22 protein-coding genes and 3 pseudogenes are annotated in these 20660 nt (G+C 61.7%); 8 read left to right on the top strand and 17 right to left on the bottom strand.

The genetic code is table 11. The features are described 5' to 3' along the window. The first annotated feature begins 47 nt into the window (after positions 1–47). From thiC to ACFOJ9_RS06300, 6 genes are read left to right on the top strand one after another with little or no spacing between them, the layout of a single operon-like run. The gene (thiC, locus tag ACFOJ9_RS06325) at positions 48–1883 is read left to right on the top strand and encodes a phosphomethylpyrimidine synthase ThiC (RefSeq protein WP_378977720.1); all 1836 of its coding nucleotides are present in this window, start codon (positions 48–50) and stop codon (positions 1881–1883) included. Continuing rightward, positions 1880–2881, top strand: coding sequence for a glycine oxidase ThiO (gene thiO / locus ACFOJ9_RS06320; protein WP_378977718.1), 1002 nt, complete (start codon positions 1880–1882; stop codon positions 2879–2881). Before thiC ends, thiO begins: the two co-directional genes overlap by 4 nt. Beyond that, positions 2850–3047, top strand: a complete 198-nt coding sequence (thiS, locus tag ACFOJ9_RS06315) for a sulfur carrier protein ThiS (RefSeq protein WP_111545250.1) — start codon at positions 2850–2852, stop codon at positions 3045–3047. Before thiO ends, thiS begins: the two co-directional genes overlap by 32 nt. A 3-nt stretch (positions 3048–3050) precedes the next feature. Then, on the top strand, positions 3051–3824 hold the full coding sequence (locus tag ACFOJ9_RS06310; RefSeq protein ID WP_378977716.1) for a thiazole synthase: 774 nt from the start codon (positions 3051–3053) through the stop codon (positions 3822–3824). Further along, positions 3821–4426: a thiamine phosphate synthase gene (locus ACFOJ9_RS06305; protein WP_378977714.1), complete on the top strand. Its 606-nt coding sequence runs from the start codon at positions 3821–3823 to the stop codon at positions 4424–4426. The genes ACFOJ9_RS06310 and ACFOJ9_RS06305 overlap by 4 nt, the downstream gene beginning before the upstream one ends. After that, positions 4417–5178: a hydroxymethylpyrimidine/phosphomethylpyrimidine kinase gene (locus ACFOJ9_RS06300; RefSeq protein WP_378987602.1), complete on the top strand. Its 762-nt coding sequence runs from the start codon at positions 4417–4419 to the stop codon at positions 5176–5178. Before ACFOJ9_RS06305 ends, ACFOJ9_RS06300 begins: the two co-directional genes overlap by 10 nt. 265 nt (positions 5179–5443) lie before the next feature. Here ACFOJ9_RS06300 and ACFOJ9_RS06295 read toward each other — a convergent pair whose 3' ends face one another. From ACFOJ9_RS06295 to ACFOJ9_RS06245, 11 genes are all read right to left on the bottom strand, one after another. Continuing rightward, entirely contained in the window at positions 5444–7183 is a 1740-nt protein-coding gene (locus ACFOJ9_RS06295; RefSeq protein WP_378977712.1) for a relaxase/mobilization nuclease domain-containing protein, read from the bottom strand. A 556-nt stretch (positions 7184–7739) separates the two neighbouring features. Continuing rightward, complete coding sequence (locus tag ACFOJ9_RS06290; protein WP_378977710.1) at positions 7740–8828, bottom strand: IS110 family transposase; 1089 nt, start codon at positions 8826–8828, stop codon at positions 7740–7742. Positions 8829–9045: 217 nt separating this feature from the next. Further along, positions 9046–10134 carry a lytic transglycosylase domain-containing protein gene (locus ACFOJ9_RS06285; RefSeq protein WP_378977708.1) on the bottom strand — a complete coding sequence of 363 codons (1089 nt, stop codon included), beginning with the start codon at positions 10132–10134 and terminating at the stop codon, positions 9046–9048. 5 nt (positions 10135–10139) lie between these two features. Further along, positions 10140–10466 carry a DUF736 domain-containing protein gene (locus ACFOJ9_RS06280; RefSeq protein WP_378977706.1) on the bottom strand — a complete coding sequence of 109 codons (327 nt, stop codon included), beginning with the start codon at positions 10464–10466 and terminating at the stop codon, positions 10140–10142. A 34-nt stretch (positions 10467–10500) separates the two neighbouring features. After that, on the bottom strand, positions 10501–11061 hold the full coding sequence (locus ACFOJ9_RS06275) for a S26 family signal peptidase (RefSeq protein ID WP_378977704.1): 561 nt from the start codon (positions 11059–11061) through the stop codon (positions 10501–10503). Beyond that, positions 11058–11522 carry a DUF2840 domain-containing protein gene (locus tag ACFOJ9_RS06270; RefSeq protein ID WP_378977702.1) on the bottom strand — a complete coding sequence of 155 codons (465 nt, stop codon included), beginning with the start codon at positions 11520–11522 and terminating at the stop codon, positions 11058–11060. The genes ACFOJ9_RS06275 and ACFOJ9_RS06270 overlap by 4 nt, the downstream gene beginning before the upstream one ends. Before the next feature lie 313 nt (positions 11523–11835). Beyond that, the gene (locus ACFOJ9_RS06265; RefSeq protein WP_378977700.1) at positions 11836–12708 is read right to left on the bottom strand and encodes a replication initiator protein A; all 873 of its coding nucleotides are present in this window, start codon (positions 12706–12708) and stop codon (positions 11836–11838) included. A 17-nt stretch (positions 12709–12725) separates the two neighbouring features. Further along, positions 12726–13007 carry a helix-turn-helix transcriptional regulator gene (locus ACFOJ9_RS06260; RefSeq protein WP_378977698.1) on the bottom strand — a complete coding sequence of 94 codons (282 nt, stop codon included), beginning with the start codon at positions 13005–13007 and terminating at the stop codon, positions 12726–12728. A gap of 134 nt (positions 13008–13141) precedes the next feature. After that, positions 13142–13567 (bottom strand): DUF2285 domain-containing protein, encoded by a 426-nt coding sequence (locus ACFOJ9_RS06255; protein ID WP_378977696.1) that lies wholly within the window; start codon positions 13565–13567, stop codon positions 13142–13144. A gap of 163 nt (positions 13568–13730) precedes the next feature. Next, positions 13731–13940 carry a transcriptional regulator domain-containing protein gene (locus ACFOJ9_RS06250; RefSeq protein WP_378977694.1) on the bottom strand — a complete coding sequence of 70 codons (210 nt, stop codon included), beginning with the start codon at positions 13938–13940 and terminating at the stop codon, positions 13731–13733. A gap of 133 nt (positions 13941–14073) precedes the next feature. Beyond that, entirely contained in the window at positions 14074–14352 is a 279-nt protein-coding gene (locus ACFOJ9_RS06245; RefSeq protein ID WP_224585392.1) for a DNA -binding domain-containing protein, read from the bottom strand. A 111-nt stretch (positions 14353–14463) separates the two neighbouring features. On the opposite strand from ACFOJ9_RS06245, the gene ACFOJ9_RS06240 reads away from it, so the two are divergent. After that, complete coding sequence (locus ACFOJ9_RS06240; RefSeq protein WP_378977691.1) at positions 14464–14679, top strand: helix-turn-helix domain-containing protein; 216 nt, start codon at positions 14464–14466, stop codon at positions 14677–14679. A 226-nt stretch (positions 14680–14905) separates the two neighbouring features. On the opposite strand, the pseudogene ACFOJ9_RS06235 reads toward ACFOJ9_RS06240, so the two are convergent. The 3 genes and pseudogenes from ACFOJ9_RS06235 to ACFOJ9_RS06225 form a co-directional block, all read right to left on the bottom strand. Continuing rightward, positions 14906–15283 (bottom strand): annotated as a pseudogene (locus ACFOJ9_RS06235) (DUF932 domain-containing protein); the annotation flags it as partial. Between the two features lie 74 nt (positions 15284–15357). Next, complete coding sequence (locus ACFOJ9_RS06230; RefSeq protein ID WP_378977689.1) at positions 15358–17217, bottom strand: reverse transcriptase domain-containing protein; 1860 nt, start codon at positions 17215–17217, stop codon at positions 15358–15360. A 610-nt stretch (positions 17218–17827) separates the two neighbouring features. After that, positions 17828–18658: pseudogene (locus ACFOJ9_RS06225) on the bottom strand (DUF932 domain-containing protein); the annotation flags it as partial. A gap of 417 nt (positions 18659–19075) precedes the next feature. On the opposite strand from ACFOJ9_RS06225, the gene ACFOJ9_RS06220 reads away from it, so the two are divergent. Next, positions 19076–19609: a MucR family transcriptional regulator gene (locus ACFOJ9_RS06220; protein WP_378977687.1), complete on the top strand. Its 534-nt coding sequence runs from the start codon at positions 19076–19078 to the stop codon at positions 19607–19609. A gap of 99 nt (positions 19610–19708) precedes the next feature. On the opposite strand, the pseudogene ACFOJ9_RS06215 reads toward ACFOJ9_RS06220, so the two are convergent. The 3 genes and pseudogenes from ACFOJ9_RS06215 to ACFOJ9_RS06205 form a co-directional block, all read right to left on the bottom strand. Continuing rightward, positions 19709–19870, bottom strand: a pseudogene (locus ACFOJ9_RS06215) (DUF736 domain-containing protein); the annotation flags it as partial. A gap of 166 nt (positions 19871–20036) precedes the next feature. Beyond that, on the bottom strand, positions 20037–20339 hold the full coding sequence (locus tag ACFOJ9_RS06210) for a DUF736 domain-containing protein (RefSeq protein ID WP_378977672.1): 303 nt from the start codon (positions 20337–20339) through the stop codon (positions 20037–20039). An 85-nt stretch (positions 20340–20424) separates the two neighbouring features. Continuing rightward, entirely contained in the window at positions 20425–20652 is a 228-nt protein-coding gene (locus ACFOJ9_RS06205) for a hypothetical protein (RefSeq protein WP_378977682.1), read from the bottom strand. Between the last annotated feature and the right edge of the window lie 8 nt (positions 20653–20660).

Below are 20660 nucleotides of genomic sequence, written 5' to 3'. Positions count from 1 at the left end.
CCGGCACAGAACTGGGTCTCCAATGCAGATGAGCAAAGGAGCCTCAAATGAATGCCTTGACCCCAGCGGTTTCGACGGGGCCGCTACCTGCCTCACGAAAGATATACAAATCTGGCGTCATCCATCCGCAGATCAGGGTGCCGATGCGCGAAATCTCCGTCCATCCGACGGCGGGCGAACCGCCCGTGACGGTCTACGATCCGTCCGGCCCATACACTGATCAGACGGTCGAAACGAGCATAGAAAAAGGCCTCGCCCGGCTCCGGCAAGACTGGATCGCTGCGCGCGGCGATGTCGAGACTTATGACGGCCGCCATGTCCGGCCGGAAGACAACGGCTTCGCGGCGGGCGAGCGCTTGACGCCGGAATTCCCCGTTCGCAATAGACCGCTCAAGGCCAGGGCCGGCAACGCGGTGACCCAAATTGCCTATGCGCGCGCCGGAATCATCACGCCCGAAATGGAGTTCGTCGCCATCCGCGAGAATCTCGGCCGCGAGATTTTGCACGGCAAGCTGTCGCGAGACGGCGAGAGCTTCGGCGCGGACATTCCCGATTTTGTCACGCCGGAATTCGTGCGCGACGAGGTGGCGCGGGGGCGCGCAATCATTCCCGCCAACATCAACCATCCCGAAAGCGAGCCGATGATCATCGGTCGCAATTTCCTGGTGAAGATCAATGCCAATATCGGTAACTCCGCCGTCACGTCGTCGATGGCCGAAGAGGTCGAAAAGATGGTGTGGGCGATCCGCTGGGGCGCCGATACGGTGATGGACCTGTCGACCGGCCGCAACATCCACAACATCCGGGACTGGATCGTGCGCAACGCGCCGGTACCGATCGGCACGGTGCCGCTTTACCAGGCGCTCGAGAAGGTCGGCGGCATCGCCGAGGATCTGACTTGGGAGGTCTACCGCGACACGCTGATCGAACAGGCCGAACAGGGCGTCGACTATTTCACCATCCACGCCGGCGTGCGGCTTCACTACATCCCGCTGACCGTTGACCGTGTGACGGGCATCGTCTCTCGCGGTGGGTCGATCATGGCCAAATGGTGCCTGCACCATCACCGGGAAAGCTTCCTCTATGAGCATTTCGCGGAGATCTGCGACATCTGCCGCGCCTATGATGTGTCCTTCTCACTTGGCGACGGCCTTCGTCCCGGCTCGATCGCCGATGCCAACGACGCGGCGCAATTCGCCGAATTGGAAACGCTCGGCGAGCTGACGAAGATCGCCTGGGCGAAGGATTGCCAGGTGATGATCGAAGGGCCTGGCCACGTGCCGATGCACAAGATCAAGGAGAACATGGACAAGCAGCTCACTGTCTGCGGCGAGGCGCCGTTCTATACGCTTGGACCGCTGACGACCGACATCGCGCCGGGCTATGACCACATCACCTCAGGCATCGGCGCCGCCATGATCGGCTGGTTCGGCACCGCCATGCTCTGCTACGTCACGCCGAAGGAACATCTCGGCCTTCCCGATCGCAACGACGTCAAGATTGGCGTGATCACCTACAAGATCGCCGCCCATGCCGCCGACCTGGCGAAGGGCCATCCCGCGGCGAAAGTCAGGGATGATGCCCTTTCCCGCGCGCGCTTCGAGTTCCGCTGGGAGGACCAGTTCAACCTGTCGCTCGACCCCGAAACGGCGCGGTCCTTTCACGACCAGACCTTGCCCAAGAAGGCGCATAAGCTGGCACATTTCTGCTCGATGTGCGGGCCGAAATTCTGCTCCATGCGTATTTCTCACGACATCCGCGCCGAGGCACAGAAAGAGGGCATGGCGGCGATGGCGGCGAAATACCGCGAGGGCGGCGATCTCTACATGCCTGCTGACGAGACCGGCGTACCGCTCATGCCAGAGGCGCCGGAACCGTCATGAGGGTGCTGGTCAAAGGGGCCGGCGTCGCCGGCCTCACCGCCGCCTTCGAACTCGCCGCTCGCGGCGCGGCGGTGACCGTCGTCGAGACCCGGCATGGCCTCGGTGGCAATGCGTCGTGGTTCGCCGGCGGCATGCTGGCGCCATGGTGCGAGCGTGAAAGCGCCGAGCAGCCGGTGCTGGATCTCGGACGCGACGCCGCCGACTGGTGGGATGCGGCACTGCCGGGTCAGGTGACACGGGCCGGAACGCTGGTCGTTGCGACACCGCGTGACACTGGCGAGCTCGACCGGTTCGCCAGTCGCACGTCGGGGCATCGGCGTGTCGAGGAAGACGAAATCGCGATCCTGGAGCCCGACCTCGCCGGCCGCTTCCGCTGCGGACTGCTGTTCCCCGGCGAGGCCCATCTCGACCCGCGCCAGGCGATGGCGGCACTTCATGACAAGCTCGCAGCCATGGGTGTCGAATTCCACTTCGGCGCCGACGCCCGGCATGTTTCCGGTTTCGATCGACAGATCGACTGTACGGGAATGGCAGCCGTCGATGACAGGCTGCGCGGCGTTCGTGGCGAAATGCTGATCCTGCGCACGCCTGATATCTCGCTGTCGCGCCCGGTCCGTCTGCTTCATCCGCGCTTTCCGCTCTATGTGGTGCCGCGCGCCGACCACCGTTTCATGATCGGCGCGACGATGATTGAAAGCCAGTCAGCCGGACCGGTCACGGCGCGTTCGATGATGGAGCTGCTGGGTGCCGCCTATGCCCTCCATCCGACCTTTGGCGAGGCCGAGATCGTTGAAACCGGTGTCGGCGTTCGTCCGACCTTTCCCGACAACCTGCCGCGCGTCGAAACGAACGGTGAGATCATCGCGATCAACGGGCTCTATCGTCACGGTTTTCTCCTCGCCCCCGCCATGGCGCGCCAGGCTGTCGACCTGGTTTTCAGTCAAGACAGACCCAAGGAGCTTTCTCATGAAACTGACCGTCAACGGCGAAGCGCATGAGGTTGCCGCCACCACGCTGGCCGAACTGCTTGCCGCGCTCGACTATGAGGGCGACTGGCTCGCAACGGCCGTCAACAGCGATCTCGTGCACAAAGCCAACCGCGCGGAATTCCAGTTGAGCGACGGCGACCGGATCGAAATTCTCTCGCCCATGCAGGGGGGTTAGACCATGTTCGATCTTCTTGGAACGATGCTTCCGTCGCGCCTGCTTCTCGGTACCGCTCAATATCCTTCGCCGGCCATCCTTGCCGAGGCAGTCAAGGCGTCGGGCACGTCGGTGGTGACCGTCTCCTTGCGCCGTGAAATGGCCGGTGGCAGGGCTGGCGAAAAATTCTGGTCCCTTATCCGCTCGCTGGGCGTCAGTATCCTGCCCAACACTGCGGGCTGCCACTCCGTCAAGGAAGCGGTCACGACCGCGAAAATGGCGCGTGAGGTCTTCGGTACGAACTGGATCAAGCTCGAAGTGATCGGCAACCACGACACGCTACAACCAGACGTGTTCGGCCTGGTCGAAGCCGCTCGCATCCTGTGCGAGGACGGTTTTGCGGTATTCCCCTATACCACAGACGACCTCGTTGTCGCCGAGCGGCTGCTCGAGGCGGGCTGCAAGGTCTTGATGCCATGGTGCGCGCCGATCGGTTCCGCCCTCGGGCCGATCAACATTACGGCGCTGCGCTCGATGCGCGGACATTTCCCTGGCGTCCCGCTGATTGTGGATGCGGGGCTCGGACGACCTTCGCACGCGGCAACCGTCATGGAACTCGGCTTTGACGCCGTACTCCTGAACACGGCGGTCGCCAAGGCGGCTGATCCGGTCAGCATGGCGCGTGCATTCGGCAAGGCTGTCGATGCCGGCCGAGAAGCCTTCAGTTCGGGAATGCTCGAACCGCGCGATGTCGCCGTGCCATCGACGCCGACATTCGGCAGGGCGGTTTTTTCATGAAGCTCGATTCCTTCTATCTGATCGTTGACAGTGCTGCCTGGGTTGAACGGCTTGTGCCGCTCGGCGTCAGGCTGGTGCAGTTGCGCATCAAGACCACGGATGAGGCCGCGTTGCGCACCGAAATCCGCAAGGCGAAGGCCTTGTGCGCTGCGCAGCAATGCCAGCTCATCATCAACGACCACTGGCGTCTGGCAATCGAGGAGGGCTGCGACTTCGTACATCTGGGCCAGGAGGATCTGCAGACCGCTAACCTCTCGGAGATACGGGCAGCCGGCATCAGGCTCGGACTGAGCACGCACGATCATGCCGAACTGGAAAGGGCCATGGCCGTCGCGCCCGACTACATCGCATTAGGCCCCGTCTATCCAACCATCCTGAAGAAGATGAAATGGGCACCGCAAGGACTTGAGCGGATCAGCGAGTGGAAGCGCCAAGTTGCGCCGATCCCGTTGGTCGCCATTGGCGGCCTTAACACTGACCGGCTCGACGGTGTTTTCGAGGCCGGCGCCGACAGCGCCGCAGTGGTCACCGACATCACGTTGAATGCCGACCCCGAAGCGCGCACACGAGAATGGATCGAAAAGACGACCCGATGGCGCTGAGGCGAGATCCGCATGTGCTTGTCGTTGGCGGATCGGATTCCAGCGGGGGTGCTGGGATCGCGCGCGATATCGAGACGATCTCTGCCCTGGGCGTGCGCGCCTGCCTTGCCGTTAGTGCAGTGACGATCCAGACACACCAAGCCGTGACGGCAATCCATCATCTGCAACCCAGCTTGGTTGCCGATCAGATGCGCGCGGCGCTGCGGGCCAACAAAGTGTCGGCCATCAAGATCGGTATGCTTCCAACCAGGCGGGTCATCATGGCGGTTGCGGCCGTGCTCAGCGAAAACCTACGGATACCGGCAATACTCGACCCGGTGCTGGCTTCCTCGTCAGGAAGACCGCTGGTTGAAGCGAATGCGATCGACGTCATGAAGCGTGATCTTATTCCGCTCTGCCGTCTCGTCACGCCAAATCTCATCGAACTGGCAGTGCTGACTGGCTCGGAACTGGCCGTGGACGACGAGGACACGCTCCGGCAGGGAAGACGATTGCTCGCGGCCGGGCCGCGGGCGCTGTTGCTCAAAGGCGGTCACGCAGTAGGGCCCAGATCAACGGATATTCTATTGCTCCCAGATCAGGACCCGATCCGCTTCGACACACCGCGCCTTGCCACATCGATGCGGGGGACGGGATGCATGCTGGCTAGCGCAATCGCCGCGTATCTGGCCAATGCGAGGTCGTTGGATGACAGTGTGTGCGAAGGCAAGCGGTTTGTCTTCGACAAGCTTCGGAAGAATTCAGCGGAATGATCGAGCTGTGCTGAGTCTAGGCCAAACCGCAGTTCCGCGTGCTGCGTCGTCTCCGTAAAGCCCGCCCGCTCACGTCGTCGATCATCGCTCGTGCGGGACGCTCTCGGATGTACGCGAAAGATGATGGGCCGACATGGGGAGGTTCCTCCAAGCGAGTGGGTTCGTTTCGCTGCCGCAGATCGGGTGTTGCTGCGGTAGAGAAAAATCGTCGCCAATGGCGGTCCGCTCCTCGATTCGGCTTGCTCTTGGCAACGGTCCGGGCAGCTCAAAGCCCGAGTCCTCGTTTCCTGCCGAGTGTCCAATCCACGCCACCGCTGGCGCGTACAACGCCGGCGAGGTGACTGCCGAGACGCTTCTCGATCGATGTTGACCAAGGCACAAGCCTGAAGCCGAGCCCGTCGTCGATCAAGGCAAAACGCCCGGAGGCGAGCGTGAAGCGCTGCCGATACGAACCCGCGACATGATCGCCTGCCGCGGATTTCTGGAACGGCAAGTTTGTGTCGGCCGAGAGTTTTTCGGCAAGCGCCTTGAGCTCGCTTTGCCGGAGCGTGCCGAGAAGGTTCCGGGCGAAACTGATCCGCGGCCCCTGCCGCCGCGCAAGTCCAGCGTCGACCAGATAGTCGGTGCGTGCTTCCATTGCTTTACTGACTTGCGCGCCGAAACCGCTTTCGCCCAGCCTGGCCGGTTCGTGTGCAACGAGTTGGCGATCGAGCCAAGTCGCACCAACGGCATGAATCTGATGTTCAATCGCGAAGTCAGAACGAACGGCCAGTGCCACACGTGCACGGCCTTTCGAATCTTCGTAGTGACGAAGCTCGACGATGGAGCCCGGTGCGGAATCTCCAGCCGCGTCGAGATCATGGAACCTGATGTGATGAGTGCCGCCATCGATGCTGTCGACGATGGCGTAGGCCGAGCCGCTGAGTTCATCGTAAAGGCCGCGTTCCAGCAGACGTCCTATGACCGGAGTTGCATTCCGCTCGCCAGCAAGCACGTAGTCGACAGCACCTCTGTCGAGCCGGTGCTCAGCGAGGCTGCGATGCATGCGCTTAATGATGTCGCCCCGTTCGCCAAGCCCACGCAAGGTTGTCTCGGCCTGTTCTGCCATCGTCCACTGACCAGGACGGATCTCGTCGGCAAGCCCCAAGGCCTCCAGCTTGCGCAGCCGACCAACCTTCAGCGTCAGATATTCGTCGGGCTGATGGTCTGGTGAAAGCGCGACGTCGATGATGCCATGTCGGCCGGCATCGCGAACAAGCTGCCGGTCGAGTTGCGTCCAACGTTCTGAGTCAATCTGTTGTAGGAGCGACCGCCGGATGTCGAGATCAGTGCGAGGACCAAGCTCCTGATTGATCAAATCCTGTGCGCGGCCGCGCATGCCATCCTTGATGTAGTCGCGCGAGATGACGAGATCCTGACCGTCATCTGCTCGACCGCGAAGGATGACATGGACATGCGGATTGTCGGTGTTCCAGTGATCGACCGCCAGCCAATCAAGCTTCGTGCCGAGATCCTTTTCAGCCTGGGTCATCAGATCGCGGGTGAACCCTTTCAGGTCGGCCATATCAACGGCGTCTTCCGGAGAGACGATGAAGCGGAAATGATGCCGGTCGTCCTGGCACCGCTCGGTGAATTCCTCGGCGTTAACGCCTTGGATTTCTGGCCCGAGCATTTGTGCTTTCTCGCCATCGCGGGTGACGCCCTCGCGACGCAGATAATTCAGGTGACGCGCGAGCGGATTACCTTGTCCCCGATGGCGAACGACCAGCGCTTTGACCGTCACGGAGCGAGAACGACTGGTGATGAAGCGATTGGCTCGGATGCTCGCCACCCTACCCCGCCCAAAGTGGGAGCGGCGCCCGGCTGTGATCCTGCCGTCGCGCGACACCTTCCCGCCGGCCTTCTGTGTGGCGGCGAGCACTTGGGCGATGAACGGACGTGCCCGTTGGCTCTGGTGTGAGCGGATGCGACCAGGACGGATGCGGAATTCATTGTCCTTGCTCATGGCGCCCAATCCGCGATGTGCGATTTTCGCTGAACTGATCGGAGAAGTTCGTTTTGTGCGAGGTGCGGGTGTTGCCCGCGAGGTGCGGAAAACTCCGGAAAGACCAATCCAAACAACCAACCGACCGAGCCGCACATCGCGGCCTTTTATCTTGCCATCCTAATCGCCAGTTCTTGGGATAAACTTTCCTGCATCGTCGTTTCTCCTTCTTTGTACTCCAGAACAGTTCAGAGCTTTCCGCAACAGGCTTTTGTGCGAAGGGCGAGAGTTCCGGTGCGCCGTGCAATCCTCCGCGCTCGTCGACGGGGTGTCTGGGCTGCAACAAAGCAGCGCTCGAACCGTCGCGGCGCACTTTTCCATCGAACCCACGGGGCATCGTCACAGGCAATCCAGCGCGGTCCGTTGCGCCACTTTCGTGGCCGGCCGCAGGCAAGATAACGTGCTTCCCGTCGTTTCTGGTCTGCACCAGTCCTCATCCGCCGCAGCGGAGCTCCTTGTGTTCAGTCGACGTTCGTCATCATCACGAGACGCTGCATTCGTTCTGCAGACAACGCGTTCATCGATGCGCACCCAGAAGCTTGCGCGCCTTCAGATGCGCCCGCGCCGCGACATCCGCCGCACTGGCCGCCGGATCGCCGGCATAAAACGTCCCGTCCGTCCACATGGCATGCATGATCACCGCCAGCTTGCGCGCCACCGCGACCGTCGCCTTGCGCTGGCAGCCGCGTTTGGCCAGCACCAGGCCCCAGCTTTTGACCCTGTCCCTGCCCTTGAACCGCGTCAGCAGCGCTGATGCGGCCTCGTAGAGGGCACGCCGCACATCGCCATCGCCGGCCTTAGAGATGCGGCCCTGGACGTCGATCGAGGTGCCAGACTGCCAGCGCCGCGACGTCAGCCCGAAGTACGCCGCGACATCGCGCGAGCGGCGGAAGCGCGACGGATCGTCGACCGCCGTCATGAAGCTCAGCGCCGCCACCGGACCGACGCCGGGGATGGCCATGAAGCGGCGGCACAGCTCGCTGCCGGCGACGACCTTGACCACCAGCTCGTGCAGTTTCCTGTACTGCTGCCACAATGCTGCGCGGGCCGACAGCATGGCTGCCATCAGTTCCTCGGTCAGCGTGTCACCGGCGACCGCCTCGCGCACTGCCTTGTCGAAGCCGCCGCGGCCGCTACCCTTGAGACGGATGCCGAACGCCTTCAGCGAATGGCGGATGGTGTTCTCGATGTCCAGAAACTTGCGCTTCAGCGTGCGGCGCTGCGTCAGAAGCAGCCGCAGCCGATAGCAGTCTTCGCTTTTGACATGAGCGCTGCGGAACCAGCCGGTGCGCATGATATGGGCGATGCCGAGCGCGTCGGCGGCGTCGGTCTTGTTGCGTTGCGCCGACATCGCGGCGCGCACATGCCTGGTCTCCAGGCACACCACCGGCAGGCCGAGTTTCAGCAGTTCCGGATGCAGCCATGGCGACAGCGACCCCGCCTCGTGGCCGGCTCGTCGCAGCCGCGCCACGAACGGTTTCAGCGCCTTCAGGATCGCCTGCGGATCGGTCACCACCTTGGTCTCCAGATGCACTTCGCCATGATCGTCGACCACGCAGATCGCCGTCTCCTCCATCGCCACGTCCAGTCCTGCAAAGAATTCCATGGTGCGCCTCCTGCGTCGTTTCTCAGGCGCAGAATTAACCGCCGAGTCGTCGCCTTCGGCCAGCCGGTCCGCATTCGGCCCACAGCTTTGCCGTCCGGCCAGGCGCCCGCCCCGATTACGGGCGGCAATCCCTCCCCGACTTCCCCGGTCACCCACCCTTCCGCCGCCAATCCCGCGACACAACAAGCCAGAGTGCGATTTGCGATGAATCCGGCGATCATCGCGACGCACCGAGAGGTCGCGGGATGAACAGGTTGTTGGCACCCAGCTTCAGTGAGGGACGAGCTTCTTCGGGTGCAATATCCGACGGCGGTTCAAGCGCCGTTAGATCGTCCACCGCAGTGCCGATCCGTGACGGCATGTCGCCTGAACGAATTTCCGTGAAAACAGTCTGGTCGATGCGATCAACGCCTCCGTCGCCACGCGAAGCGGCGTCGTTCATGGCAGCAGCGCCGCGCTCGAAAAGCTGCGAATGATCTGCACTCGACCTGCTTCCCAATCCTCGCGAGCGGGGTGGAATCTCAACAGCTCCCTCGATCAGTGGCATAAACTTCGCGACGTAGTTGCTCGTCTCTCGGGGCAGCGGCCGACCTTTGGAAAGATGCTCCTGATAGCGTTGAGGTCCGGCATTGTAGGCGCCGAGAAAACCCTTCGGACCAAACCGGTCAAGCATCTCGCGAAGATACGCGGCGCCCGCCAAGATGTTGTCACGAGGTTCGAACGGATCGTTGCCGAGACCGTGTCTGATGCGCAGTTCTTCCCATGTGGCGGGCATGATCTGCATCAGGCCCATCGCCCCCTTCGGGGAGACGGCATCGACATCACCAATGCTCTCGACATGCATCACCGCGCGGATCAAGCGCTCCGGAAGATCGAAACGTTTGGCCGCCTCGCAGACGTAAGCGGACCAGTCGCCCCTCGTCACGATTGCTCTTCCGGCGCAGGATTTTAGCACGGGTGGTGACGGTGCTTCCGCCGCGCCGGCCGCAGAACCAAGCATGAGCAACGCACATACCGAGAGAATTGCGGTGCATTGGAGATTGATGGCGCGCGCACCACCGTCCCGACACGCCGACAGCCTGCCGCCGCGCTCGCCTCCGCCAAGGGCAAGGCTTCGCCGACCGGACCTGCTTCCTATGCGTGGCAGCGCAAACAACGCTTCAATCGATGGAGAAGCGTCCGGCCGCCCTTGACCTCCGCTGCGCGCGACGGCCGCCTGATCGGCGATCGGGTCGAAGGGTTTGACCGGCGCCCGATCGATCAAAGGGTTTGCCTGGGCAAGCTTGATGACGCGCGATCGGAACATAGAACTCAGGCTCGCTCTTCGCGTTTCGACGGCCGGCTCCAGTGCAGGTTCCAGACGTCCTGTTCGGTGGCGACCTGGAACAGGTTGGCGCGGATTGGCTGTGTGAACGACGGATCGTCGATGAGCACAGAGAGATAGGCGCCAGCCTTTTCGCCCGTGCGATCCCAGGCCGCGCCGATTTCGACGCCATCGCAGTAGATGCGGTGTTCGGGCGCGTGTTCGGCGTCCGATTTCTCGATAGGCAGGATGGCGAGCTTTGCATCGATCGTCAGCGTGCAGATGTTGCCGAAGAAGCCGTCGTCGTTGCGGGTAAAAATGCCGATCTGACTCATGCCGATATCCTTTCGTGGTGAGGGGAACGAGCCGTCACGGCTCGCCAGAAGCCGGTTCGCCGGAAGCATCCGGTGCCGGGAAAATACGGTTGGTGGTCCAGACGGGAACAGCCAGACCGACGATGGCGGTGTCTGGAAGCGGGCCGAAATAGCGGCTGTCAAAACTGTCGGCGACGTCCCAGTTCATGAGGAACACTTCGCCGTCGACAAGCACACGGCAGCCCTTCCAGACGGGCAGTGGTCGAGCACGACTGTCGCGCTCGCGCGCATATCCATAGGTCTTGCCATGCGCGATGATCGCCGTCCCTTGGCGGCAGACGGTTTCACCGCCGAGCGCCAGGATATGCTTCAAGAGCGGCACGCCGCGCGGCAGATATTGTCTCTCAGCGAGGAAGCCGGCCAGTGGTTCGGCCGGCATGACGACGGCGAGATCACCGACACCGATCCCGTGACCTGGCTCTACGCGATAGAGTCCGATCGGCACGCTCGCTGACGCGTTCCAGATCAACCACGGAGTACATCTGCTCAAGGCAGGAGCGACGATAAATGCCGCGCCGGCGAGCATTGCCGCGACGATCTTGCCACGCGCGTTCATGGCTCGACCCGGCGGCGCAGCAGCCACGCCTCATGGCGTTGGCGAGTGTACGGCCGTGGGTTCTCACGTGCGGCAAGCCGGCTGTGGACGTGACGCCAGTATTCCGGGGACACGTCGACGGGATCGATGCCGATCGCCTCAATGCCGTCGATGACCTGCAGCACTCGCTCGACGTTCGGCCATCCGATGACGGTCAGCAGGATATCGGCGCCGGGCCGCACATAGGCGACTGTCGAGCAGCGCTTGCCGGCACCGACAGGGCGCAGAATGTCGATGCGCGAGGCGATGGTGCCAAAATCGTTGGCCGTCCAGCGAACGAAGGCGAAGATGCTGCCAGGCGCGAATGCGACGACGCGGCGGCTTTTGTCGATGATCCTGTTCTCGACGGTTTTGCCGAAGCGAATGTAGTTCTCGGTCCGCTTCTTCAGCCAGAGCAGTTCGACATGGGTGAGCTCGCTCATATCGTCCTCCACTGCGAGAAACTGGCTGCTACATTGGCGTGCGAGGTGGTCGGCCGCGCTCCCGTCTCGTCGAGATGGGAGTGGCTTTCGATCGCTCTGTAGGCGAACCGGCGGCCGAGTTGCGGAGGTCGTTCACAGGGTTCCGGAACCGCGCGCTCCGTTAGAAAGAATCCGAAGGATTCGAAGTTAGGTAAGTTAGAGGCGCGATTTCGGCTTTCGATTCCATGGGATGATCGCGATTTGGGTTCCTGAAATGACGAGGATCGGGTTCCCGAAATCCCGTGCCGCCGGGTTCCTGAAATGACGAGTTGATTCACAGCTTGTCCTCCGTCGTCCTAGTCTTTCCGAAGCGGTTGAACGGATCCCGGTGACAGGCCTTGAAAGTCAGCAGCGGCGCGCCGGCCTGAGTCATACCGAGCGTGAGCCGATAGCCCGGCAGCGATTGCCGGCGAACAATGCCGCGAACCTCGAAAGCGAAGCGCTTGTAGGCTGACAGGCTGCCGGATTTGACATGGAGATGGCGCAGGTCGAACGACCAGCCATGCGCCTGTCGTCCGCCGTGCTTGCGCACAAGGCGATAGAGCCAGCGCTCGATGCCACCGGTCAGATCAAAATAGGCCCGGTCGATCGTAAGTACGAAGGCGTCGACCATGATGCCGGCGTAGAACCAGTCGGGCAGAATGAGCTCGATGCCGAGCGGTCGCCCGCGATGGTCGGCCCGCTCCTTCCATTCGTTGATCCATGAGAAGCGGTGCATGCGCCGCTCGGTCGGCTGGCGGATCGAGGTGGCGACCGTGGTCGACTGAAGCCGGTCGAGTGCCGCCTTGAGCAGCAGATATTCCCGGGCTGACGTGCCGCGACCGACGAAGGTCAGGATCTCATGTGGCGTTGCCGCCATCATGCGCGAGGTTCGCAGCCCGTGGTCACGGGCATCGACAATCTGCGAGGCGGCCCAGATCAGGATGTCCGCATCCCAGATCGTCGCCATGCCATGCTCGATCGTTGCTTCGACGCGGATGGCGATTTCGCCCATGCGGAAATCGATCGGCCTGATGCGGCGCGATTTAGCCAATGAGAAGAATGGCCAGGCCATCAAGTCCTGCGCATCGCGCAACGCCATCTTGCCGGGCCGCGCATGGAAAAGCGCGATGGGTTCGAGGTCTGTTGGTGGTGGCCGCATGTCCATATCCGCAGTAGGATGTCTCAGCGCGACTTGCCGGCATAAGCCGGCGCGCGGGCCGCGTGCGGCTTGGCCGGCGGAACGTAGGTCGCGTTGGTATCGCTGGTAGACGTGCGTGCACCCAGCTCGATCCAGGCGTGCAGATCGTCGATGTCGTAGAGAACACGGCCGCCGACTTTGCGGTATTTGGGACCGGTGCCGTAGGTCCGGTGTTTTTCCAGCGTCCGGGCGCAGAGGCCGACGATGGGCGCCGCTTCCTTCGTCCGGAGGTATTTTTGGGGCGCGTCCGCGGGACCCTTCGACATCGTTCGATCTCCATTCGGTTCTGCTGTCGTCCTGGCCTGCCGGGACGCGCGAAACGGACGATGGCCGAATTGAGAAAAAGGCAGGGAGGGCAAAGATCGGGGCGCATGTTTCTGCTACCCCTTGCCGAAGGATCTCAGCGGACCGGTTTGCGGCTGCGACTTTGGGGATAGAGCAGAAGGTCACGATAGCCGCCCGCGACCAGGCGGTCGGCGCGGCGCAGGATCGCTCGCACCTTGTGGCGAAGATGATGGTCGCGCCAGTCGCGCGCAGCTATGGGATCGCGGGACAGAAGCTCTTCGGCAATCCGCCGGTAGGCCGCCTTCGCTCGCCTCGCATCATGGGCGCGCAGATTGAGGATATGCCTCAGCTTCGTTTGTTGCGGCAGGGAGCCATAGGGGACACCGGGCGGTCGGCCGTTCAGCGCACGCCAGAACCGGCGGGCTGCGTCGAGACGGGTTTCGAAGTTCTCGTCGAGCCGTAGCACCATGGCATCGATGCTTTGGGCGCCGCCCGGCGTATCGATGAGGATGTGGTGCTTCTCGGAAGCGCCTGGCCACACGACATGACGTTGCTCCGCCTCGGTCAAGGTGTGGGCCGTGCTGAGTTCAGCAAGTCGAACGGCAGGCCGCGAAGAGTCCGCGGAAGCTGCCAACTTCGTCGCGCGAAGAACTCGCGGTGAGGCCTGTTCTGTCCAGACGATATGTTCGGGTGATAGACGCTCGTCAGCAGAGATTGTGAAATCGGGCGCCCCAGCGAGCGGCGAAGTCGGGCGAGCCGGCGAGTTCTCCTACCGTAACTAGGCGGTGTGCCAGCCGGTCGCATTCGGCAACGAAATCATCGTTCCGGATCAGATACTCGGCGGCGAATTCGGCGGCTTCATAGCCGCGCATGTGCTCGTATCCCGCCGGATCGGTCCAATCGCTCCGCGACATGGCAACGGTCCTCTTCGGAGGCCCGCGTTCGGTCGCGAGCTTCGCAATTAGCTTCCGAGACGACAGTTCGCTTGGGTAGTCAGAGAGTCGGCAAACCGCTTTGCTGAATCAACACAGCTCCGCGTTCGAGTGCCTAGTGTGGTGCACCGCCAGCCAGGAGATACCGGTAGCCGTTGGTCGTCATCCAACGAGCCCGAGCGAGATGTGTTTCCCAAGCCCTGAAAGCGCGATCGGGCTCCTTCTCGGGATCGATATGCAGAACGATTCTGGCCACCTCGCGCCAATCAGCGTCCTCGGCTGCGGCATCGAGAAGGCGGATGTAGGTGAGGAGACGCTCCTCGTCGTAGCCGGTCAGGATGGAGGCGTCCGGCGCAACGTCGGCGACATCGGGATCGAGCAGAGGTTTAAGCACAGTGCGAACTGTCCCGCTTCAACAGAACCATTCTTCAGATTGGCCTCTGACTATAGCGAATAGGAACGATCATTCCTAGAACGATAGTTCCTCTTCTGGTCCGTAGTCGTCATGGATCTCAAGGAGATCATGGCGATCAATTTGCGTCGGTTGCGCCATGATCAGGATGTGACGCAGGAGGAATTGGCAGCCCGCTCTGGGTTGAGCATGCGTTACGTCGGTTCGATCGAGCGTGCTCGAGTTTCGGCCAGCGTCAGTGTTCTCGGCAGAATCGCCGCTGCGCTTAACGTGGACCCATGCGAGCTCATCAGAATATCAAAACGGTAAGTCGACGCTGGTAGCTCTTAGCAGATCGTTGCGGACCGGGGGGCGGTACATAAGTCCGAAAATGCATTCGACAGCCAACATGACCGCAGTCGCATCGCGAGCCGGGCGGAGCCCGGCGAGCGGCGGCCGCCAGGCCGGCCGCGACGGTCGATCCGCGTTCGCGGATCGACCGCAAATTGCGTGAACATCTGCGCGGCCGAATGTCCGACCGCGCAGTGTCGGACGGTCAGGCCGCCTTTTCCAGCAAAGCCTTCGCTTTCCCTTCAAGCTCAAGCCGACTGTCCTGATGGGATTTGGTGCGGGCGTGCGCGGTCATGCCTTGCACGAAATCAAAGATGCTCTCGGGCGGCCTGCCTTCTTCGTGCAAAACGGCCTCGATGATCGTGCCGGTTTCGGCCTTGGAGAAACCGCGCTTGCGCAGAAACGTTTCGCGGTCGTCATCGCTGCGGGCGACGATCTTCTCGCGAGCAGACTTGATGCCGGCGATGAACGGCGCCGGCGAGGAGTTTGCAAAACTCGTCAAGGCCGGCGCTGCCTCATGGGCAAACCGCTGCGCCGCAAACTTCGAATGCCGGATGCTGATTTCTTCGAAACCTTCAACACCGTCGGGTAGGGGCGAGGGTTCCCGATGGGCTTGACCTCTACCCCTCCCACGGAACCGGACGTGATAGTTTCCCATCATCCGGCTCCTACGCTTGCATTCATACGATCAAGTCTTGCCTGTAACCGTCCAGCATGGTGTGCAACATGGCAGTCGCGGCAGAGCACAACACGCTTGCGCGTGCGTGCAGCTTTGACCCGGACCCACAGCGTGGTGCCCTGCATGTCACTCATTTTTCGGACGTGATGCACCTCCACCGGCACGTCTTTCGTCCCACACGCTTGGCATGCCCTCGCCTTAAGCCGATCGACAAAGTCGGTTCGGCCAGCAAAGTGGATATGCGTCTGCGTCTGATGATCGACGTGCTGGGATGCCGACATGGGCTCGACATCCTTGAGGAGGAACATCGGCATGAAGCGCCGCTTTTGGCTGCCTTCATACCACAGGCCGAGGCGATCCCCGTTCCGGAGCCGCTCTGCCGTCACCTTGACCGAGCACTTATGCTTACGGGACAGGGTCTTCATAAAACTCCACCACCATAGATGGTGAAGCCGTCCGACCTGCTGTTTCCAGAGCGTGCCGAGCTTGTAATACTCGGCCAGCCCCCGCAACATCGCATTGTATCCGGTCAGGATGGCAACGTCAGAGTTGTTGATCACTTCGCATCGAGCCTCGCCACGGTTGGTATGGAGATTTCCGAGGCGATTGCGTTCTGCAAAGCGGGCGAGCTTATCCACCGGCACATGAAGCTGCATCCGGTCTCCGGGCACACGCTTCGTTACAGCACGACTGCGCTGCATGAGACGTTTGGTGCGACCATCGCCGTATGTTTTCAGCTGGTAGCCGAGGAACATGGCTCCCTCGTCAGCTTTCCTGATACCGCTTTTCTCCGCGGACACCTCCAGTTTCAGGGTTTTGGCCAGATACGTTCTGACCTCGGCCATGACACGGCGAGCGTCCTCTTTGCTGCCGATCACGCCGATTACGAAGTCATCGGCGTAGCGACAGTAGCGAAGTCGGCGGTAGTTCGGATCGAACTGATCGACGGACGGCTTTTCGAGCCGTCGCCGCTCCCACTCCCTGATTTCCTCGATCAGCCGGGGAATCTCTTCCTCGTTGCCATTGGCGCGCCGTCGATTGATCATATTGCGTCGGATTTGGATCCGCTTTGAGGCTTCAAGGTAGGCGGCACTGCGTCGCCTTCCCTGCCCTTTGTCGAACCGTGCTTTCATCTCTCCCACGAACAGATCGAGTTCATGGAGGTAGACGTTGGCGAGGATCGGCGAGATCACGCCACCTTGCGGGGCTCCACTGAAAGTTTTGTGGAACTTCCAGTCTTCGAGATAGCCGGCCTTGAGCATCCGCCCGATCAGCTGCAACAATCGCTCATCATCGATACGCTTGCGCAACAAACCGAGCAGTATGTCGTGGTCGATGTTGTCGTAGTATCCGACGATATCGACCTCGACCAGCCACTTCATGCCATGCCATGTGCGCCTGATTTCGGTCAGGGCCGTGTGACATGACCGCCCCCGGCGGAAGCCGTGCGATTGTTCCGAGAAGATCGGCTCGTAGACATGTTCGAGCAAAATCTTTACGGCCGCCTGCACCAGCTTGTCGTCGGCAGTGGGAATGCCCAACGGGCGTTTCTTCCCGTTGGCCTTGGGGATGTATTGCCTGCGCGCCGGAGAGAAACGATACGAACCGTCCAGCACGGACGCCATTACCTCCTGCATCCTTTCAAGCGAGAAGCCATCAAGGGTGTTTTGGGGGTCGACGCCCGGTGTCAGTGCTCCTTTGTTGGGAGCGATCTGCTCGTAGGCTCTTTCCCACATGGTCGGAGCCGAAAGCAGCCTGAACAGGCCGTTGATACGTTTTCCCTGACGAGACAGGTCGATGATTGAGTCCAGTCTCTTCTCTACGGTGTGCGGTTGCATCAGCAAACCTCCGTCATGAAGTTGAAAGACCCAGCAAACGCGCCGCCCTTCACCCATGCAGTGAGGATTCCCCATCCGGTTGCCCGGTCGGTTTCACCCGTGCATGTCCATCCTTGGATGGTTGTCCCGGGCATTACCCCGGGCGTTTGGCTACTATGGCGGCTCCGTCGCCCTACGGGACATCGGAGAGATGCCCGCTTAGGCGATCCCGTGTTTACGCGATCAGTGAGAAACGACGTGGTTAGGTGGCCCGTTCGATCATTGGCCCCTCGACGAGGGGTGAGCCGTGCGACCAAGTTTAGGTGGGTCTCATGGGGTACCCCACCCTTCGCACGGCATGACGCGTCAACCATTGCTGCGTCACGACTCGCATAAAGTCTCTGATCTGGGCTTCACGCAATCCAGCATTCACCATGCACGTCTTGCCCTGACGTCCCGATGGCCTACAATGGTTTCGGCCCGGATGACGCCTTTTCCCAACATGCTATTGTCCCCTGCCGGTTTCCCGGTCGCAGCCATTTCTGGCCAAGGTAAGTCGGGTGGACATCAGGCAATTCTTGGTTTCCTGAGAAGTCTCCTTCACTCAATTGATCGCGCCGACACGGCGCACCCAAAGGTTGCGGTTCATGCAAACGGCGCGAAGGTAGAAAGAGGCGATGCCAAGCGTCTTGCTGCCAACTTCCGAATTCCAGCAATAGAAGCCACGGAAATACAAATCCGGCTCTCCGTTGGGCAGGCGTCCCGCTTCGATGGGGTGGGTATCGTCCACCAGAAACAGGAACACGTCGCGGTCACTGGCATAAAGCGTGGTGGTGTCCTTGGTGATGTCGACAAAGGGGTTGTGCGTCATGGTTGCCCAGTCCAGCACGCCCGGCACCTTCCACATGGTGTCCCCGGTGCCGTTGCCCGCGATCTTCATGACGGCAGCGACAAGTTCATGATCCCAGATGCGGCCATAATCCGGGCCCGTGACGGCGCGAAGCTCGACCCGCCCGTCTTCTGCTTCCAGGGTTTTTACAAGCTCGGCGCGATGAGAAAGCAGGCCGTGCTGCAGGTTGATGCCAGCCAGCGGCGCGGGAAGCTGGCGCATGTAGGTAGCGGGTGCACCGACAAGGCTGCACAACTGCCCGAAGCTCCAATGTGTAGGCGCAATCGGCTGTTCTTGTCCGGGAACAATCAGCGAAAGCCGCTCCGCATTTTCGCGGCTTGCCTCGACCTTCACCGCGCGGCTCTCCACAGTCCGAGCCGTGGCGTGATCCGCACGGGCGCGCACAGCGTCGTAGAGTTCGGTAAGCGACAGATAGCGCTCATCATTGGGCCGGGAAAACCATTCCGACGAAACGCGACCGACGCGCTCGCCGCGCGAGATGTCCACCCGAAATCCGCCGGAAACAGGCTGCTGGCCATTCTCGGTGACGTTGGTATTCGTGATCATGTTCATTGCTCTCAATCCTTTTCCGTCAAAGCCGAAGGCATGTCCCCCGGCATGCCTTCCGGGGGCGCGTGAGCGCGCGGGAGTGATGGGGGCCAATGCGGTCGCGCGGAGCCGGGCTGCGCGGTCGAGCGGAGCGGACGGAAATGATTTCGAGAGTTGTTGGATCAGTCAGCCGCTTTGCGAGCCGGCGGCCCTGCTCTGCAACAGACGGCATTGGCGGGGAAGCGAGGGAAAGTCCCCTCGCTTTCCTGAAGGCTATGGGCAAGGTTATCCGCAATCGATCAGAACGATGAAAACGAAGCTTGCCATTACAATATTGGCGAGAGGAGTGGATTGTAGAAAGGAAACGGACTATTTGCCAAATTGGCGGAACGGGTAAATCACACGTCTTTAGTGCGTCCGATGAGACAAGAGGAAAACTGCATGACCATTTCACCCGAACAAGACGGCCAAACAGATATCGTGTCGATCGCCGCCGACATTGTCGCCGCCTATGTGTCGAACAATCCACTGCCGGTCGCGGAACTGCCAAAGCTTATCGGCGACGTTCATGCCGCATTGCAAGGGATCGTCACAATTGCGGCTGAACCCGTGGTGAAACTGGAACCAGCGGTATCGATCCGGAAGTCGGTGACGCCTGACTACATCATCTGCCTGGAGGATGGGAAGAAGTTCAAATCGCTGAAGCGGCACCTCAACGTGCACTACAATCTCAGCCCTGACGAATACCGGGCGAAGTGGAGCCTGCCTTCCGATTATCCGATGGTGGCGCCGAACTATGCTGCCGCTCGCTCGGTGCTAGCGAAGGCGATCGGGCTCGGCCGCAAGGCAGCAGAGCCGGCACCGGCGGTGACGCCCAAACCGAAACGGACTGCTCGCGCGGTCGCCGCGGCGACCGCGCCGGTTGTCGCGAAATCTGCGGTTAAGAAACTGCGCAAAGTTGCTGCCAAGGCCTAGCCTGCCGCATCGTACTGACTATGTTTGGGGCGGTGGCGGATCTGAACATGGCGAAGCCCCGTCCACCGGACGGGGCTTCTCTTTTGCTTGGTGCCGATTTCACTCGGCGGCGCGGCGGGACCAGATGAGGGAGAATTCGCCCTGCGTTTCGGTCTCGACCAGGCTCGCGTAGATCGGAGCGGGGAAGCTCGGGTCGTCGAGCTTGACGGAGTGGTAGTCGCGGCCCTCCCGCGAAGTCTTCTTCCATGCCGCACCGAACTCGGCGTTATGCGGTGCACCGCATAATGTCGATTATGCGTAGCGCGGGATTATGCGGAGTTGTGTGCCGGCGGCCCCGGTATTCCGGGGCTTTTGTGGTTTTTCGCCCCACATAATACCGGGGTGATGTGCGCGGCGCCCCGTTGTGACCGGGGCGCCGCGGTGTCGATCAGCGCGACCAGATCAGGGCATATTTGCCATCGTCGCCTTCGAAGAGGTTGGCGTAGATGGGTGCGCTGAAGGAGGGATCGTCGAGCTTGACCGAGTGGTAGGTCCGATCCTCCTTGGAGGTCCGGCGCCAGGCGGCACCGATCTCGACGCCGGAGACGATGACCCTGAGGTCGGGCGCCTTGTCGCTGGTGGCGGCGGGATCGCTGGGGATGAGACGCGCCTTGGCGTCGATGGCGAGGGTCTTGATGGTGCCGGTGTAGGTGCCGTCATTGCTGAGGGTGAACGAACCGATCTGGGACATGGTGTGAACTCCTGTGCTGTGTTCAAGCCCGCGACCATCGCGGCCTTGTGGCGATCTGGAGCCCCGGGACGGCCAACCCGCACCATCAGGCCGCAGCGCATGCGAAGGACGGCGCGTGGCGATCTTGTTGTTGCGCGAGGAGCGGCGCAGCCGCGGGGAAGAAGATCGCCACGCGCTGTTGTGGGGAAGAGGCCGGGTCGCAGACCGCATCGCGGGGCAGATCCGCCCAGAACAAGGCCCGTCGGTCGCAGGGCATCACGGCACCCGGCAGAACCATCCAGCTTCGGTCGGGCTGCGCTGCCATGATGACCATCCGACCCC

The sequence above is a fragment of the Mesorhizobium cantuariense genome (genome assembly GCF_042647205.1).
Taxonomy (GTDB): Bacteria; Pseudomonadota; Alphaproteobacteria; order Rhizobiales; family Rhizobiaceae; genus Mesorhizobium; species Mesorhizobium cantuariense.
Note: the sequence above shows the minus strand (reverse complement) of the source record. Positions and strands in the feature narration are given on the sequence as shown.